The sequence below is a fragment of the Streptomyces pimonensis genome, assembly GCF_041380215.1.
Taxonomy (GTDB): Bacteria; Actinomycetota; Actinomycetes; order Streptomycetales; family Streptomycetaceae; genus Streptomyces; species Streptomyces pimonensis.
Map to the genome: position 1 here is coordinate 236,836 of NZ_JAHWZY010000003.1, position 16,272 is coordinate 253,107.

Annotated in this window: 10 protein-coding genes and 1 pseudogene; 7 read left to right on the forward strand and 4 right to left on the reverse strand. The window is 73.9% G+C overall.

Features of this window, described 5'->3' with window-relative positions; genetic code table 11:
* Window positions 1–66 precede the first annotated feature (66 nt).
* From KYY02_RS05255 to KYY02_RS05265, 3 genes and pseudogenes are all read left to right on the forward strand, one after another.
* Entirely contained in the window at window positions 67–723 is a 657-nt protein-coding gene (locus KYY02_RS05255) for a PAS domain-containing protein (protein WP_371236234.1), read from the forward strand.
* An 85-nt stretch (window positions 724–808) separates the two neighbouring features.
* Window positions 809–1,582, forward strand: a complete 774-nt coding sequence (locus KYY02_RS05260) for an aminotransferase class IV (RefSeq protein WP_371236235.1) — start codon at window positions 809–811, stop codon at window positions 1,580–1,582.
* A 469-nt stretch (window positions 1,583–2,051) separates the two neighbouring features.
* A pseudogene (locus KYY02_RS05265) lies at window positions 2,052–2,327 on the forward strand (beta-1,3-glucanase family protein); the annotation flags it as partial.
* A gap of 145 nt (window positions 2,328–2,472) precedes the next feature.
* Here the strand turns inward: KYY02_RS05265 and KYY02_RS05270 are convergent.
* Window positions 2,473–5,094: a SpoIIE family protein phosphatase gene (locus KYY02_RS05270; protein ID WP_371236236.1), complete on the reverse strand. Its 2,622-nt coding sequence runs from the start codon at window positions 5,092–5,094 to the stop codon at window positions 2,473–2,475.
* Window positions 5,095–5,215: 121 nt separating this feature from the next.
* Here KYY02_RS05270 and KYY02_RS05275 point away from each other — a divergent pair, with 121 nt between their 5' ends.
* The 3 genes from KYY02_RS05275 to KYY02_RS05285 are packed head-to-tail and all read left to right on the forward strand — an operon-like array spanning window position 5,216 to window position 8,161.
* Window positions 5,216–6,313, forward strand: a complete 1,098-nt coding sequence (locus KYY02_RS05275) for an AI-2E family transporter (protein WP_371236237.1) — start codon at window positions 5,216–5,218, stop codon at window positions 6,311–6,313.
* A 38-nt stretch (window positions 6,314–6,351) separates the two neighbouring features.
* Window positions 6,352–7,575, forward strand: a complete 1,224-nt coding sequence (locus KYY02_RS05280) for a cysteine desulfurase-like protein (RefSeq protein WP_371236238.1) — start codon at window positions 6,352–6,354, stop codon at window positions 7,573–7,575.
* On the forward strand, window positions 7,568–8,161 hold the full coding sequence (locus KYY02_RS05285) for a DUF1990 family protein (RefSeq protein ID WP_371236239.1): 594 nt from the start codon (window positions 7,568–7,570) through the stop codon (window positions 8,159–8,161). The genes KYY02_RS05280 and KYY02_RS05285 overlap by 8 nt, the downstream gene beginning before the upstream one ends.
* Here the strand turns inward: KYY02_RS05285 and KYY02_RS05290 are convergent.
* From KYY02_RS05290 to KYY02_RS05300, 3 genes are all read right to left on the reverse strand, one after another.
* On the reverse strand, window positions 8,103–10,019 hold the full coding sequence (locus tag KYY02_RS05290) for an AMP-dependent synthetase/ligase (protein WP_371236240.1): 1,917 nt from the start codon (window positions 10,017–10,019) through the stop codon (window positions 8,103–8,105). The genes KYY02_RS05285 and KYY02_RS05290 overlap by 59 nt on opposite strands.
* 88 nt (window positions 10,020–10,107) lie before the next feature.
* Entirely contained in the window at window positions 10,108–11,664 is a 1,557-nt protein-coding gene (locus KYY02_RS05295; protein ID WP_371236241.1) for a vWA domain-containing protein, read from the reverse strand.
* Window positions 11,665–11,987: 323 nt separating this feature from the next.
* Window positions 11,988–12,533 carry a DoxX family protein gene (locus KYY02_RS05300; protein WP_371236242.1) on the reverse strand — a complete coding sequence of 182 codons (546 nt, stop codon included), beginning with the start codon at window positions 12,531–12,533 and terminating at the stop codon, window positions 11,988–11,990.
* Between the two features lie 340 nt (window positions 12,534–12,873).
* Here KYY02_RS05300 and KYY02_RS05305 point away from each other — a divergent pair, with 340 nt between their 5' ends.
* Entirely contained in the window at window positions 12,874–16,248 is a 3,375-nt protein-coding gene (locus KYY02_RS05305; RefSeq protein ID WP_371236243.1) for a pyruvate carboxylase, read from the forward strand.
* Window positions 16,249–16,272: the final 24 nt, after the last annotated feature.

The following is a 16,272-nucleotide window of genomic DNA, read 5'->3' on the forward strand; positions in this document are numbered from 1 at the left end:
TGGTTCCCTCGCAGCACGACGCAGAAGGGTCTGAGTCCCTTGACGCTCTCCCCCCACGACCTCGTCATGGATCGTCCGCACACCGCCGACGGGCCCGGGGCGCTGGACGCCGCGGCCGCCGGCGTCTACGGATCCCACACCTCGGTGGCCTGTCTGGACCCCGCCCTGACCATCCAGCAGGTCAACCAGGAGTTCGACCGCCGGTTCGGCAATCCCGCGGAGGACCTCTGCGGCCGGCCCTTCTGCGACCTGGTGCACCCCAGCGTCCGTCAGCCCCTGATGCGGCAGTTCTCGCGCATGCTGGAGGGCAGGGGACACCGGTTCGCCACCGAGGTCATCACCGTGGACGAGGACACCGCGCACACGCTTCCGATGACCGCGATGGCAGTGCGCGGCGGCCACATCCCGGACGTCGCCGCGATTCTGGTGATGCTGCCCGCGGCGGACGGCAAGAGCACGGACTCCGGGGTCGTGGCGCCCCGGAAGAAGCTTCTCAGCGAGGTGGACGCCCGCATCCTCGAAGGCATAGCCGCCGGTGTCTCCACCGTGCCGCTCGCCGCCCGCCTCTACCTCAGCCGCCAGGGAGTCGAGTACCACGTCTCCGGTCTGCTCCGAAAGCTCAAGGTGCCCAACCGGGCCGCCCTGGTGTCCCGGGCCTACTCCATGGGCGTGCTCAAGGTCGGCACCTGGCCGCCGAAGGTCGTCGAGGACTTCATCACGTGACTCCGGCACCCGGCGGCCGGCGCGCGCTCCGTCGGGGCGGAGACCGGCGCCCCCTCCCTCCCCGACGGGTGGCACAGTGGGCCCCGTGACCGAACTGAACGGCTCGCCCGCCGACCCGGAGGCGCTGCGGACCCTGGCCCTGACCAACTACGGCCACTTCACCACCATGGTGGTCGAGGACGGCCGGGTCCGCGGAGCGGAACTGCACCTCGACCGTCTGGCCCGCGACTGCCGCGTCCTCTTCGACGCGCCGCTCGACCTCGGACGGGTGCGGGCCTGGGCGCGCCGGGTGGTGCCGGTGACGGGCCGGTGCACCGTGCGGATCACCGTCTTCGATCCGGCCCTCCACCTCGGTGACATCGCCCGGGACGCGGACCCGCAGGTGCTGGTGACGGCCAGGCCCGCGCCCGCCGCCGGGGCGGAGCCACTGCGAGTGCGGTCCGCCGTTCACCTCCGGGACCTGCCGGAGGTGAAGGGCGTCGGACTGTTCGGCGTGCTGCGGCTGCGGCGCGAGGCGCGGAGGGCAGGTTTCGACGACGTCCTGTTCACGGACGGTGACTCGACGGTGCTGGAGGGCAGCACCTGGAACGTCGGCGTCGTCCGCGAGGGGCGGGTGGTCTGGCCGGCCGGCCCGGCCCTGGCGGGCACCGCCCGTGAACTCCTGCGCCGCGGCGGGGCCGGGACGGCCGTCCGCGTCACCTTGCCGGAACTGGCCGGATGCGAGGCCGTGTTCGCGACCAACGCCGCCGTCGGGGTGGTCCCCGTCACCAGGGTGGACGACCTCGTGTTCCCCGCCGATCACCCGATGGTGACCGGTCTCGTCGAACACTACGCGTCGCTCCCGGCCGAGAGGCTGTAGCCCGCGCGCCCCGGCCCGGGGCGCGCGGCGAACCGTTGGCAGGAGTACATCAAAAGGGAACGCTCGGAACCGCTCCGACTTCCTTCCCCCACCGACGAAGCCGAACGCAGGCGGAGCGCGCTCCGCCTGCCCGGACGCCGCGTCCTGAGCGTGGGGACGGCCGTCTCCTCGGTGATCGCCGGCTCACTGCTCACCGCGGGGGCGGCCGCCCCGCCGCGGTTCCGGACACCGTCCCCCGACCCTCACCGGCACCTCGGGCCGCGGCGGGCAGGTGTACGTCCACAACTCCGGCACCCGGCTGTCGACCGGCGGACAGGGCTGGGCCGACGCGAGCGGCACGTGCCGCCCCTGGCCCGCGGGCGGCGACCCGCCCACCCCCGCGCCCCGACGCCTCGACCACGGACCCGGCGGCAGGCCGGTCCACGACCATCCGCGCCCCGGGTTCTCCGGCCGGGCCCCGGATGACGTCATGCGCTCCACCAACAGCGAGGGAGCCGGCGTCACCGGCTTCCGGAAGCCGGACGCCTCCTCCGTCCTCGGCTGTCGCAGGAGGCTCGACGCCCCCGACGACCAGGTGCGCGGCCCGATCTCCCGCACCCTGTGCGCCGGATCCGACCGCTCCACGCTCCTGGCCTGCCCCGGCCGGCCCGACTCCGGTTCCGGCGGCTTCCACCAGGACTCCGTCACCCACCACTACGCCCGCGCCGTCCACGCGCAGATGGCCGACGGCAAGGCGTGCGCCTTCGCCTCCGGCGACGTGGGCCACCACGAGTCGCTCGTCCACGACGGCACCCCGAGCGAGGCTTCCTCACCCTCGGCCCCTTCAACTGACCGGGCCGGTGGCGGCGCGCGGACGGGCGCGCCGCCACCGTGCCGCCGGGGAACGGCGGTCAGCGCGGCGGTACGGGCCGCGCGGCCAGGACGGCGATGTCGTCGTCGCTGTCGGCCCCCAGCCCGATCAGCAGTTCGTCGCAGAGCACGTCGAGGGGCTCCCGGGCCAGCGCGGCGGCATGCCGGCGCAGCCGCTCCATGGCGTCGTCCAGGTGCTCTCCCCGGCGCTCGATCAGTCCGTCGGTGTACAGCAGCACCGTCGAGTGCGCCGGGACCGCGTCCCGGGCCCGCGGACGGACCGTCCGGGGCTCCACCCCGAGCAGCAGCCCCGAGCCGCCCTCCAGATAACGGGTGCGGCCGTCCGCGTCGATGAGCAGCGGCGGCGGATGCCCGGCGGAGGAGTGCACCAGCTCCCAGGAGCCTTCCTCACGGCCCTTGAGCAGCGCGTAGACACAGGTGGCGGTGGACTCGCGGTACAGGCTGTGGTTCGCCATGTCCAGGTGGCGCAGGACGGCTTCGGGCGGCCCCTGACGGTCCACGGCGATGCCCCGCAGCATGCTGCGCAGCTGGCTCATGGCGATGGCCGCGTCCAGGTTGTGCCCGCTGACGTCGCCGATGACCAGCGCCGTGTCCCCGCCGGGCAGGACGAAGCAGTCGTACCAGTCACCGCCGACCTGTGCGGTGGCCGAGGAGGCCGCGTACCGGGCGGCCAGCCGCAGATGCGCGACCTCCGGCAGCCTGGGCAGCAGCGACCGCTGGAGACGTTCGGCGATGGTGCGCGTCTCCTGGTGGAGACGGAGGTTGTCCACCCCCAGGGCGAGACTGCGTACCAGGTCGTGGACCAGCGGCAGATCCTTCTCCGTGAACGGCGTGTCCCGCCCGCGGCGGGCCAGCGTGAGGGCGCCGATGATCTGCCGGCGGGCCCGCAGCGGGGCGACGACCGCGCTGTTCGCGCCCATGGTCCGGAACAGCCCCAGGTAGTGGGCGTCCAGGGGGCTCGCGACCTGGCTGGGCGACGGCGGCCGGGTGAGCAGCAGCGGGCCCGCACCGCGCAGCGCACGGGCCAGGGGACCGCGGGCGGCGTCGGACACCGGCGGAAGCCGGCCCCCGTACTCCTCGGGCCAGGGGTCACGGGGGGAGCGGTGGGTGAGGGACACCCGCTCCACCTGGTCGTTCTCCGTGAACAGATCGACCGCGCACCAGTCCGCCAGCCGGTGGGTGAGGATCCGGTCCACCCGCTCCAGCCCCTCGGCCAGATACGGCGCGTTGCTCAGCGCGGCCGCCGTGTCGGCCAGCAGCGACAGCCGCTCCAGCGCGGACCGGTCCGCCTCCCGGCCGGGATCCCCGGCCGCCGCGGACGGCCGCTCCGGTTCCCGCTGCGCCATGGACCGGGCACGGCCGGGCGGTCGCGCGGCGGAATCGGGAACCGCCGCCCGCGGAGCGAGCTGGGCGACGAACACGGTGCGGCCGTCGGCCGTCTCCTGCGGCTGGATGAACAGCCGTACGGGGATCAGCCGGCCGTCGCGGTGCAGCGCGGGCAGCGGCACCGAGCGGCCCAGGATCCGGGGCTGCCCGCTGAGCAGCAAGGAGGTGAACGCCGCGATGTGCCGTCTGCGCAGGTGCTCCGGGACGAGCGTGGTGAGCGGCTGCCCGACGAGGTCCTCCGGGTGCCAGCCGAACAGGTCCGCCGCCGGCCCGTTCGCCGCGATGATCCGGTTCCGCTCGTCGGCGGCGATCGTCGGGGTCCTGCTCGCCTGCACCTGTCCGGCGTCCCACGCCACCAGGTCCGAGGGGCTGGTGCCCGGCTCTCCGGGCACCACCGTCCACGCCGTGGGGTGCGCCCCGGCCAGCTGTCCGACGATCTGGTCGAACAACCACTGGTGGAAGAGGCGCTGTCGCGGCAGCGCCGGAAGCGTCAGCAGACGCCCCTCCCGGGCACCCTCCTCGGCCAGGTCCAGCACCGCGCGCAGGGTCTGCACCGACGGCTCGGCGTCCGACGGCACGGACACGGGCAGCGAGTGGATCGCCTGCCCGGAAGGCTCCCGCCGCAGCGCTGCCGCCATGGACGCGGTGATCAGTTGGCTCGTGTCCAGCGCGACGGCCAGGTCCTCCGGGGGGACACCCAGATCATGGTCGGCGCCGACGGCCAGGGCCACCTCGCGCAACAGGGTGTGCCGGTGCTGCTGAGCCGCCGCGTGGAGCGCCCTCGGCACGTCGAGCAGGGTCACCGTCGCTCCCGGGCCGCAGGACGCCGCGGCGGGCTCCCAGTCGTCCGGGAAGCGGGGCGGTCCCCCGGGCCGCAGCTCGAACCACACCGTCTTGCCCCCGGCGCCGGCCTCGACGCCCCGCCGGGACGACAGTCCGGCGACCAGCGGCAGCCCCTGTCCCGTGCCGGCGTAGGGCGGGCACCCGTGCGGCACGAGCCCGCGGTCCGGCCGACGGTCGCCGACCCGCACACGGACCACGCCGTCCTCGACGCGGACCGTCACCTCCGCCTCGGTGCGGGCGTGCAGGACGACGTTGGTCACCAGTTCGCTGACCAGCAGTTGGGCCGTGTCCACCAGGTCCGGCGCGGCGGCACCGTCGAGGGAGGCCCGCACGAACCGCCGGGCCTCCGCCACGCTCCTGGGCACCGGCGGGAACCGACGCGACGGTGTCCCGCGGGCCTTGAGGTCGCCCATGCCCTCAGTCTGCCCCACCGGCCCCGGACGTTCCCGGCCGACACGGCGGAACCCCGCCGGACCTCCTCCCGGGCGGCTCCCGGTTGATCACCGCGACCGGCGGGCCCCGTAAGGTGCCCCTATGTCTGCCACGTTGAACGCGGGGAGAACCCGCGCCGCGCTGCGTACCTCGGCGCGTGTCTCCGGTGAGCTGCTGCTGGTCCTGGTGGCGGCGGCGGTGGTGCTGTGGGTGCTGGGCCGGATGTGGCCGGTGGTCTGGCCGTTGATCATCGGTCTCCTCCTCACCACGCTCACCTGGCCCCCGGCCCGTTTCCTGTGCCGGCGCGGGCTGGCCCCCGCACTCGCCGCGTCCCTGGTGACCGTGCTGTTCCTGCTGGTGGCCGCGGGCACCGTGGCACTGATCGCGGTGCCCGTGGCGTCGGAGGCCGGCGAGCTGGCCGACGGTGTCGTCGAGGGTGTCCAGAGGCTGCGCGAATGGGCCGCCGGGCCGCCGCTGAACATCGACGACGCGCAGATCGCCGGTGCCTTCGACACCGCTACCGCTCGCATCCAGGACAGCGCCGGCGCCATCGCCACCACCGCCGTCACCGGCGTGAGCACCGTCTTCAGCGGTGTGGTCACGGCCGTGCTGGCGCTCTTCCTGATGTTCTTCTTCCTCAAGGACGGCCCGCGCTTCCTGCCGTGGCTCGGACGGCAGCTCCCCGGCCGGCTGGCCACCGACGTCCCGGCCGTGGCCGCGCGGTGCTGGGACGTCCTCGGCTCCTTCGTACGGTCGCAGGCGCTCGTCGGCCTGCTCGACGCCGTGTTCATCGGGCTGGGGCTGTGGCTCCTGGGCGTCCCCCTGGTGCTGCCGCTGGCGGTGCTGACCTTCGTGTCCGCGTTCGTGCCCATCGTGGGCGCCCTGTTCGCCGGCTTCGTCGCGGTGCTGATCGCGCTGGTGTCCAACGGGCTGACGGACGCGCTGCTCGTGCTGGCCGTCATCGTCGTGGTGCAGCAGCTCGAGGGCAACGTGTTCCAGCCCATGATCCAGAGCCGCGGTCTCGGACTGCACGCGGCCGTCGTCCTGCTGGCGGTGACGCTCGGTGGCTCTCTCTCCGGCATCGTCGGCAGCCTGCTCGCCGTACCGGTGGCCGCGCTGATCGCGGTCGTCTGGAACTATCTGCGCGAGCAGCTCTCCGACCCGCCGCTCGAACCGCGGGCCGACGGCCCGTCCGCCTGACCGGCACGCCCGCACACCGCATCGACAGGAGGCCTCACGTGACGTACGACCTCGCCGCACTGCGCGCCCGCATCCCCGCGCTGGCCGCCGGCACCGCGCACTTCGACGGCCCCGGCGGCACCCAGACGCCGCTGCCCGTCATCGAGGCGATCACCGCCGCGCTGTCCCGGCCGCTCTCGATCCGCGGCGACGGCCTGCCCGGCGAGCGCAACGCCGAGACCGTCGTCGTCGAGGCCCGGCGCGCCATGGCCGACCTGCTGGGCGCCGACCCGGCGGGCGTCGTCTTCGGCCGCAGCGCCACCCAGCTCACCTACGACTTCTCCCGCACCCTCGCCGCGACCTGGTCACCGGGCGACGAGGTGGTCGTCACCCGGCTGGACCACGACGCCAACATCCGCCCCTGGGCGCAGGCGGCCGAGCGGGCCGGCTGCACCGTCCGCCGGGCGGACTTCGACCCGGCCACCGGCGAGCTGACCGCCGACGACGTCCGCGACCGGCTCTCCGGGCGCACCCGGCTGGTCGCGGTCACCGCGGCCTCCAACCTGATCGGCACGATGCCCCCGATCGCCGAGATCGCACGGATCACGCACGAGGCGGGCGCCCTGTTGTACGTCGACGGCGTGCACTACGCCGCGCACGCCCCGGTCGACGTCGAGGCGCTCGGCGCGGACTTCTTCGTCTGCTCCCCGTACAAGTTCCTCGGCCCCCACCACGGCGTCCTGGCCGCCCGCCCCGAACTCCTGGAGACACTGCGCCCGGACAAACTCCTGCCCTCCACGGACGCGGTGCCCGAGCGCTTCGAACTCGGCACGCTCCCCTACGAGTTCCTCGCGGGCACCCGTGCGGCGGTCGACTTCCTGGCCGGGCTGGCCGCCGAGCCGGGCGGCAGCCGCCGTGAACGGCTCGCCGCGGCGTTCGAGGGGATCGAGGAACACGAGGGCGTCCTGCGCGACCGGCTGGAGAAAGGGCTGGCGGACCTGGAACAGGTGACCGTCCACTCCCGGGCGGCCCGGCGTACTCCGACCCTGCTGCTCACCCTCGACGGCCACCGCACCGAGGACGCCTACCGCTTCCTCGCCGAACGCGGCGTCCACGCGCCCTCCGGGAACTTCTACGCGTTGGAGGCCTCCCGCCGCCTCGGCCTCGGAGACACCGGCGGCCTCCGCCTCGGGCTGGCCCCGTACACCAGCGCCGAGGACGTCGACCGGCTGCTGTCGGGCCTGTCCGCCTTCCTGGGACGGAGGGCGGACGCGCGTGGATGAGGACGGCGGTCTCACCTACGGCCCCCGCGGCGCCACCGCCCCGCAGGCCCCGGTATGGCCCGCCTCCCCGCCCGGCTTCCGCCGGTTCGAGGCGACCGTGACGGTCGGACGGGGGGAGGACTTCTGGAACGCCGCCAGGGAGGCGGTGCTGCGGTGGGAGGTCAAACGGCGCAGCGGCTTCGCCGTCGCCCCGGCCGACGGGGGCGGCGTCGGCGCGCGCGAGCGCGGGCGGTACACCGTCACGGCGGGACTCGGCCGGTGCGTCGTCCGGGAACCGGTCGAGGTCGTCGCCGTGGTGGAGACCGGCGACCGGTGCGGTTTCGCCTACGGCACCCGCGAGGGTCACCCGGTCAGCGGGGAGGAGGCCTTCGTCGTGCACCGGGACGACGAGGGCCGGGTCCTGCTGACCCTGCGCTCCCTGACCCGGGCGGCGCCGAGGGGCCCCTGGCGCCCGATCTTCCCCGTCCTCCTGCTGGCCCAGCTCCACGTCCGCGGGCGCTACCTCCGCGCCCTGCGGGACGCGGAGGTCAGGAGTACAGGGCCGCGATCTCGTCCGCGTAGGCCTCCTGGGCCACCCGCCGCTTGACCTTGAGGGACGGCGTCAGGAGCCCGTTCTCCTCGGTGAACTCGCCCTCGATCAGGGTGAAGGCGCGGATGGACTCCGCGCGGGAGACGGCCTCGTTGGCGTAGTCGACGGCCTTCTGCACGTCGGCGCGCATCCGCGGGTCGCGCACGACCTCGGACATCGGGGTGTCGGCGGGCATCCTGCGCACCGCCAGCCAGTGGGCGACCGTCTCGGGATCGAGGGTGATCAGCGCGGCCACGAAGGGGCGGTTGTCGCCGACGACGAGGCACTGGCCGACGGGCGGGCGGCTGCGCAGCCGGTCCTCCAGAACGGCCGGGGAGACGTTCTTGCCGCCGGAGGTGACGAGGATGTCCTTCTTGCGGCCGGTGATGGTCAGATAGCCGTCCTCGTCCAGGGAGCCGAGGTCACCGGTGGTGAACCAGCCGTCGTCGAGCACCTCGTCGGTGGCGGCCGGGTCGTTCCAGTAGGAGCCGAAGACGATGCCGCCCCTGACGCGCACCTCGCCGTCGGTGGCGATCCGGACCGCGGTGCCGGGGACCGGGAGTCCGACCGTGCCGGGGCGGGGACCGAGCGGCGGGACGAGGGTGGCGGCGGCGGTGGTCTCGGTCAGGCCGTAGCCCTCGTAGACCATGATCCCGGCCGCGTAGAAGAAGAGGTTGAGGTCGCGCTCCAGCGGGGAGCCGCCGCTGATGGCGTACCGGGCCCGGCCGCCCAGCTCCTTGCGGACCCGGCGGTAGACCAGCAGGTCGTACAGGGCCCAGGCGGCGTACAGGCCGGGGCCGGGGCCCCTGCCGCGCCCCAGGAACCTGTCGAGGTGGGCCTCGCCGAAGCGGACGGCGACGCGGTGGGCGCGTTCGAAGGAGGCGCCCCGCCCGATCCTCTCGGCGGTGGCCCGGCCGGTGTCATGGATCTTCTCGAAGAGGTAGGGGACGCCGACCAGGAACGTCGGGCGGAACGACTTGAGCGCGGGCCGGAGTTCGTCGGGCCTGATGCTCGGGAAGTGGCCGATCTCGATGCGGGCGAGCAGGCAGGCGATCTGGATGGTGCGGCCGAGGACGTGGGCGAGCGGGAGGAAGAGCAGGGTCGAGGCGACCTGGCCCGTGACCTCCTTGAAGACGGGGTGCAGCAGTTCGACCGTGTTGGCGGCCTCGGCGTACAGGTTGGCGTGGGTCAGGACGCAGCCCTTGGGGCGTCCGGTGGTGCCGGAGGTGTAGCAGACGGTCGCCACGGTGTCGGGGGTCAGGGCGGTACGGCGCTCGGTGACTTCCTGGTCGGGGAGGTCCCGGCCGAGTGCGGTGAGCTCGGCGAGGGCGTCCGCGTCCAGTTCCCACACGCGCGGGGGCCCGGGGTGGGCGGCGGTGCCGGTGGCGACGGTGGCCGTGTTCTGCGCGGTCTCCGTGACGACGTACCGGGCGCCGGAGTCACGGACGATCCACCCCGCCTGCTCCGCGGAGGAGGTGGGGTAGACCGGCACGGTCCGGCCGCCGGCCGACCAGACGGCGAAGTCCAGGACCGTCCACTCGTAGCGCGTGCGGGACATCACGGCGACCCGGTCGCCCGGTTCCAGCCCGGCGGCGATCAGTCCCTTGGCCACGGCGGTGACCTCGTCGGCGAAGGCCGCCGCCGTCACCGGGCGCCAGGCGCCGTGCTCCGCACGCCGCAGCACCACCGCGTCGGGGGCCTTGGCCGCGTTGGTGAACGGGATGTCGGCCGTACTGCCGGTGGTCCGGCGCGGGGCCAGGGCCGCCGCGCGGACCTCGCGCACGACGCCGTGTTCGTCCCTGACGGTCTCGACCCCGGTCCTGTGCGTCGGACCCGTGCGTCGTTTCGCCCGTTTCAGATCCTTGCGTACGCCCATGACGGCTCCCGGTCGCGGCTGGTGCTGCCGTGCTTACTTACTCAGGAGTCAACTTACCCGTGCGTAAGAACGAGTCAATGGGCCGGGGTCACTCCAGACGGTCCGCCGCGCGGATCGCTCCTGCCAGTTCCCGGATGTCCTCGTCCTCCGTCCGGTCCGCCAGGTCGTCGGCGTGATCGGAGAGCTCACCGAGGCCCGGGGCGCCGGGCAGCGCGCTGTGGCGGTGGTCGGAGGAGCGCAGGGCGTCGGCGAAGTAGGCCGCGGCCGCGGTGACCGCCAGACCGCGGCGCGCGCTCCACACGGAGTCGACGAGGTCGTCGGTCTCCAGGTCGCCCGTCTCCTCGTGCGGGGTGCGGCTGTCGGGGTCGAGCCAGCGCACGGTCGCCGTGGCGAGGTGCCCGTCGGAGCGGGTGCGGGTGCGCACGGCGTACAGGGCGGTCACGGTGTGACCGGGCCCGACCTCTCCGCCGTCCACCCGGTCGTCACGGAAGTCCTCGTCGGGGACCCGACGGTTGTCGTAGCCGACGAGCCGGAACTCGGCGACCGTCTCCGGGTCGAAGGCGACCTGCGCCTTGGCATCACGGGCCGTCAGCCCGATGTTGCGGGGCAGTTGCTCGCAGAACACCTCGCGGGCCTCCTCCTCGCCGGACACGTACACCGTGTGCCCGTCGCCCTCGTCGGCGAGCCGCTCCATGAGCTCGTCGCCGTAGTCGCTGCCCACGCCGACGCCGAACAGGGTGATGCCGTGCTCGCGACGGGAGTCCGCGACGCGTTCGAGGATCGCGTCGGCGTCGGTCTCCCCGGTGTTCGCGAGGGCGTCGGAGACGAGTACGACCCGGTTGGTGGCACCCTCGCGCAGCCCCTCGACGGCGGTCTCGTACCCGGTCTCCACACCGGCGCCGAGGTTGGTCGAATCGGTCGGCTCCAGGCTGTCGACGGCGTCGTGGACCTCGTCCCGGCTGCCGCCCAGCCGGGTCATCGGCAGGACGGTCTCGGCCTCGTCGCTGAAGGTGACCACGGCCACCGAATCGTCGTCGCGCAGCCGGTCCGTCATCGTCGCGAGGGACTCCCGGGCGAGGTCGAGGCGGCCCGGTTCCGCCATCGACCCCGAGATGTCGACGACGAACGTGAGGGCGGCCGGCGGACGTTCACCGTCCGGCTCGGCGGTCCGGGTGGCCAGGCCCACCCGGACCAGCGACCAGTCCTCCTCGTCGGTGCGGGCGCCGTCCACGGTGACCGTGAAACCGTCGCCGCCGGGGCGCTCGTAGTCCTGCCGGAAGCTGTTGACGAACTCCTCGGGACGGACGGTCGACGGATCGGGCAGCCGGCCCTCCGCGAGGGCGCGGCGGGCATAGCCGTACGAGGCGGTGTCGACGTCCAGCGCGAAGGTCGACAGGTGGTCGGGATCGGGGGCGACCTGGCGGGAGTCCTGCCCGCCCTCGCCCCGTTCACCGTCGTACCGCCCTCCCGGGCCCCGGTCGGGGGCGGGCAGCGGCGCCGAGCCGTCGCCCCCGCGGCCGTAGGACGCGTCGCTCGCCCTGGATCCGCTGTCGTCCCCCGCGCCGCAGCCGCCGACCAGCAGGCAGCTCGCCGCCGTGAGCGCGAGCAGCGCGCCGGTCGGCTGTCGTGTCCCGTGCCGCTTCATCGTCCGTGCCCCCTCGGTTGGTTGACGCCGACTCCAGTGACTGTGACGGCGCGGCGGGCCGGAACGTGCGGCACGGAGCGTTGCAGGTGAGTCTCGAAAAGGGCACGGACCGGCCCCGCCGGGACCGGTGGGTGATCTCCCGTTGACCTGCGTCCCCGTCCCCGCCGCCGAGACCACGCCGGGCCGGGATCCTTCCCCGACGGAGTCGGGCGCGGCGCTGGGACCCGCGCTCGAGGAACCCGGCAGGCGGGCCGAGGCACATCTGCCCGAGGGCGGGTCCTGAGGGGGAGCCGACGGGCTGCTGAGGCCGCCGGCGCGTCGGACTACTCCTCGAACAGCGCCCTCTGTTCGCCTTCCCCGGCCTTCCGCAGCCGCCGGACGCGCGCCCCCACCGCCGCCGTCGTGGCCGCCGCGGTCACCGCGAAGGCCACCGGGATCATCCAGTTCCGGTTGACCGCGTGGCCGAGGGCGTGGTCCAGGGAGAGCCGGCCGGGACCCGTGACGGCGAGTCCGGCGGCCGTCAGGCCCAGGGATGCGGCGTACTCGAAGCCGCCCTCCTGGTTGAAGAAGCCGTTGGGCGTGTGCACGGCGGACGCGCCGGCCATCGCGCCGGCCGCCGCGGCGCCCGCCGCCGGGGTGGCGAGACCGAGTGCGAGGAGCACACCCCCACCGGCCTCGGCGAGGCCCGCCGCCGTGGCGCTCGCCCTGCCGGGCGCGTAGCCGATGGACTCCATGAACTGGCCGGTGCCCTCGAGGCCGCCGCCGCCGAACCAGCCGAACAGCTTCTGCGCGCCGTGCGCCGCGAGCACCCCGCCCGTTCCCAGCCGGAGCAGCAGCAGGCCCAGATCACGTCGGTCGTAACAGGTCACGTCGTCTCCCGGAGCAGGGGCTTGGCCCGACCACCGTCGCACCCCCACCACCGGCCCGGCGCGCCACCGGTCGCCGTTCGGGTGACGCGGGTGGCGGGGCCGGGCGGCCGGTACGACGCCGGCAGTCACGACGCTCCAGGGCGTCCGTCCCGACGACCCTGCCGTCGCGCTCCACCGACACCTGTGAGGGGCGCGGGGCCATGGGGTGACAAGAGGAGGCGTTTCCCCCGTGCCCCTCGCACCGCCGTCGGGCCGCAGGTGAGTGGCTCGGCTCACATGGCGTGCCGGGTCCGCCACCGACACGATGGTCTTCGTCACCGGCAGGCTGAAGGGATCGAGCATGTTCCGCAAGGTGCTGGTCGCCAACCGCGGCGAGATCGCGATCCGGGCGTTCCGCGCGGGCTACGAACTGGGTGCCCGAACCGTCGCCGTCTTCCCGCACGAGGACCGCAACTCGCTGCACCGGCTGAAGGCGGACGAGGCGTACGAGATCGGCGAGCCGGGACATCCGGTGCGGGCCTACCTCTCCGTCGAGGAGATCGTCCGCGCCGCCCGCCGCGCGGACGCCGACGCCGTCTACCCGGGCTACGGATTCCTGTCCGAGAACCCCGAACTGGCCGGTGCCTGCGAAGAGGCCGGCATCACCTTCGTCGGACCCGGTGCCCGGATCCTGGAACTGACCGGGAACAAGGCCCGTGCCGTGGCCGCCGCCCGCGAGGCCGGTGTACCCGTGCTCGGCTCCTCGGCGCCCTCCACCGACGTCGACGAACTCGTCCGCGTCGCCGGCGACATCGGCTTCCCCGTGTTCGTCAAGGCGGTCGCGGGCGGCGGCGGGCGCGGCATGCGCCGCGTCGAGGAGCCCGCCCGGCTGGGGGAGGCCGTCGAGGCGGCCTCCCGGGAGGCCGCCTCCGCGTTCGGCGACCCCACGGTGTTCCTGGAGAAGGCCGTCGTCGAACCCCGCCACATCGAGGTGCAGATCCTCGCCGACGGACAGGGCGACGTCATCCACCTGTTCGAGCGGGACTGCTCGGTGCAGCGTCGCCACCAGAAGGTGATCGAACTCGCGCCCGCGCCGAATCTCGACCCGGAGCTGCGCGACCGCATCTGCGCCGACGCCGTGAACTTCGCCCGGCGGATCGGCTACCGCAACGCCGGTACGGTGGAGTTCCTCCTGGACCGGGACGGCAACCACGTCTTCATCGAGATGAACCCGCGCATCCAGGTCGAGCACACGGTGACCGAGGAGGTCACCGACGTCGACCTCGTGCAGGCGCAGCTGCGCATCGCGGCCGGCGAGACGCTCGCCGACCTCGGTCTCTCGCAGGAGACCGTCGCCCTGCGGGGGGCCGCGCTGCAGTGCCGCATCACCACCGAGGACCCCGCCAACGGTTTCCGTCCGGACACCGGCCGGATCAGCGCCTACCGCTCGCCCGGCGGCTCCGGCATCCGCCTGGACGGCGGGACCACCCACGCCGGTACGGAGATCAGCGCCCACTTCGACTCGATGCTGGTGAAACTCACCTGCCGGGGCCGGGACTTCGGTGCCGCGGTGGGCAGGGCCCGGCGAGCGGTGGCCGAGTTCCGCATCCGCGGCGTCGCCACCAACATCCCCTTCCTGCAGGCGGTCCTGGACGATCCGGACTTCCAGGCCGGACGCGTCACGACGTCGTTCATCGAGCGGCGTCCCGAACTGCTCACCGCCCGCCACTCCGCCGACCGCGGCACCAAGCTGCTCACCTACCTCGCCGACGTCACGGTCAACAAGCCGCACGGCGAGCGGCCCCGGCTGACCGACCCGCTGACGAAGCTGCCGCCGCTGCCGGCCGGCGAACCGCCGGCCGGCTCGCGGCAGAGGCTCGCCGGACTCGGCCCCGAGGGCTTCGCCCGCGAGCTGCGCGACTCGCCGACCATCGGCGTCACCGACACCACCTTCCGCGACGCCCACCAGTCGCTGCTCGCCACGCGGGTGCGCACCAAGGACCTGCTCGCCGTCGCCCCCGTGGTGGCGCGCACCCTGCCCGAGCTGCTCTCGCTGGAGTGCTGGGGCGGTGCCACGTACGACGTCGCCCTGCGCTTCCTCGCCGAGGACCCGTGGGAGCGCCTGGCCGCCCTGCGGGAGGCCGTGCCCAACATCTGCCTCCAGATGCTGCTGCGCGGCCGCAACACCGTGGGCTACACCCCGTACCCGACCGAGGTGACCGACGCCTTCGTCCAGGAGGCGGCGGCCACCGGCATCGACATCTTCCGCATCTTCGACGCGCTGAACGACGTCTCCCAGATGCGGCCCGCCATCGACGCCGTACGGGAGACCGGCACGGCCGTCGCCGAGGTGGCCCTGTGCTACACCGCCGACCTGTCCGACCCGTCCGAGCGGCTCTACACCCTGGACTACTACCTGCGGCTGGCCGAGCGGATCGTCGAGGCGGGTGCACACGTCCTGGCCGTCAAGGACATGGCCGGACTGCTGCGGGCGCCCGCCGCGGCGACGCTGGTGTCGGCGCTGCGCCGGGAGTTCGACCTGCCGGTCCACCTGCACACCCACGACACCGCCGGCGGCCAGCTCGCCACCTACCTCGCCGCGGTCCAGGCCGGCGCGGACGCGGTCGACGGAGCCGTGGCCTCGATGGCGGGCACCACCTCCCAGCCCTCCCTGTCGGCGATCGTCGCCGCGACGGACCACTCCGAGCGCCCCACCGGACTGGACCTGACGGCCGTCGGCGACCTGGAACCCTACTGGGAGAGCGTCCGCAAGGTCTACGCGCCCTTCGAGGCCGGTCCGGCCTCGCCGACCGGCCGTGTCTACCACCACGAGATCCCCGGCGGGCAGCTGTCCAACCTGCGCACCCAGGCGATCGCGCTGGGCCTCGGCGACCGTTTCGAGGACATCGAGGCGATGTACGCCGCCGCCGACCGGATGCTCGGCCGCCTGGTGAAGGTCACCCCCTCGTCGAAGGCGGTGGGCGACCTGGCACTGCACCTGGTGGGCGCGGGCGTCTCTCCGGAGGACTTCGAGGAGGAGCCGGACCGGTTCGACATCCCGGACTCCGTGATCGGCTTCCTGCGCGGCGAGCTGGGCACCCCGCCCGGCGGCTGGCCCGAGCCGTTCCGCAGCAAGGCCCTGCGCGGCCGCGCCGAGCCCAAGCCGGTCCGGGAGCTGACCGCCGATGACCGCGAGGGCCTGGCGAAGAACCGCCGGTCGGCCCTCAACCGTCTTCTCTTCCCCGGCCCCGCCCGGGAGTTCGAGACGCACCGCCGGTCCTTCGGCGACACCGGCGTCCTGGACAGCAGGAACTTCTTCTACGGGCTGCGCCCCGGCACGGAGTACAGCGTCGACATCGATCCCGGTGTACGGCTGCTCATCGAACTGCAGGCGGTGGGCGACGCCGACGAGCGGGGCATGCGCACCGTGATGGCCACCCTGAACGGCCAGCTGCGGCCGATCCAGGTCCGTGACCGGGCGGCGGCCTCCGAGGTCCCGGTCACCGAGAAGGCCGACCGGGCCGACTCCGGTCACGTCGCGGCCCCCTTCGCCGGTGTGGTGACCCTCGTGGTCGCCGAAGGCGACGAGGTGGCGGCCGGCGCCACGGTGGCCACCATCGAGGCGATGAAGATGGAGGCCGCGATCACCGCCCCGAGGTCCGGCACCGTCACCAGGCTGGCCGTCAACCGCGTTCAGCAGGTGGAGGGCGGCGACCTCATCGTGGAGCTCGGCTGAGTTCGCGCAGGCCGGTGGCGCCGG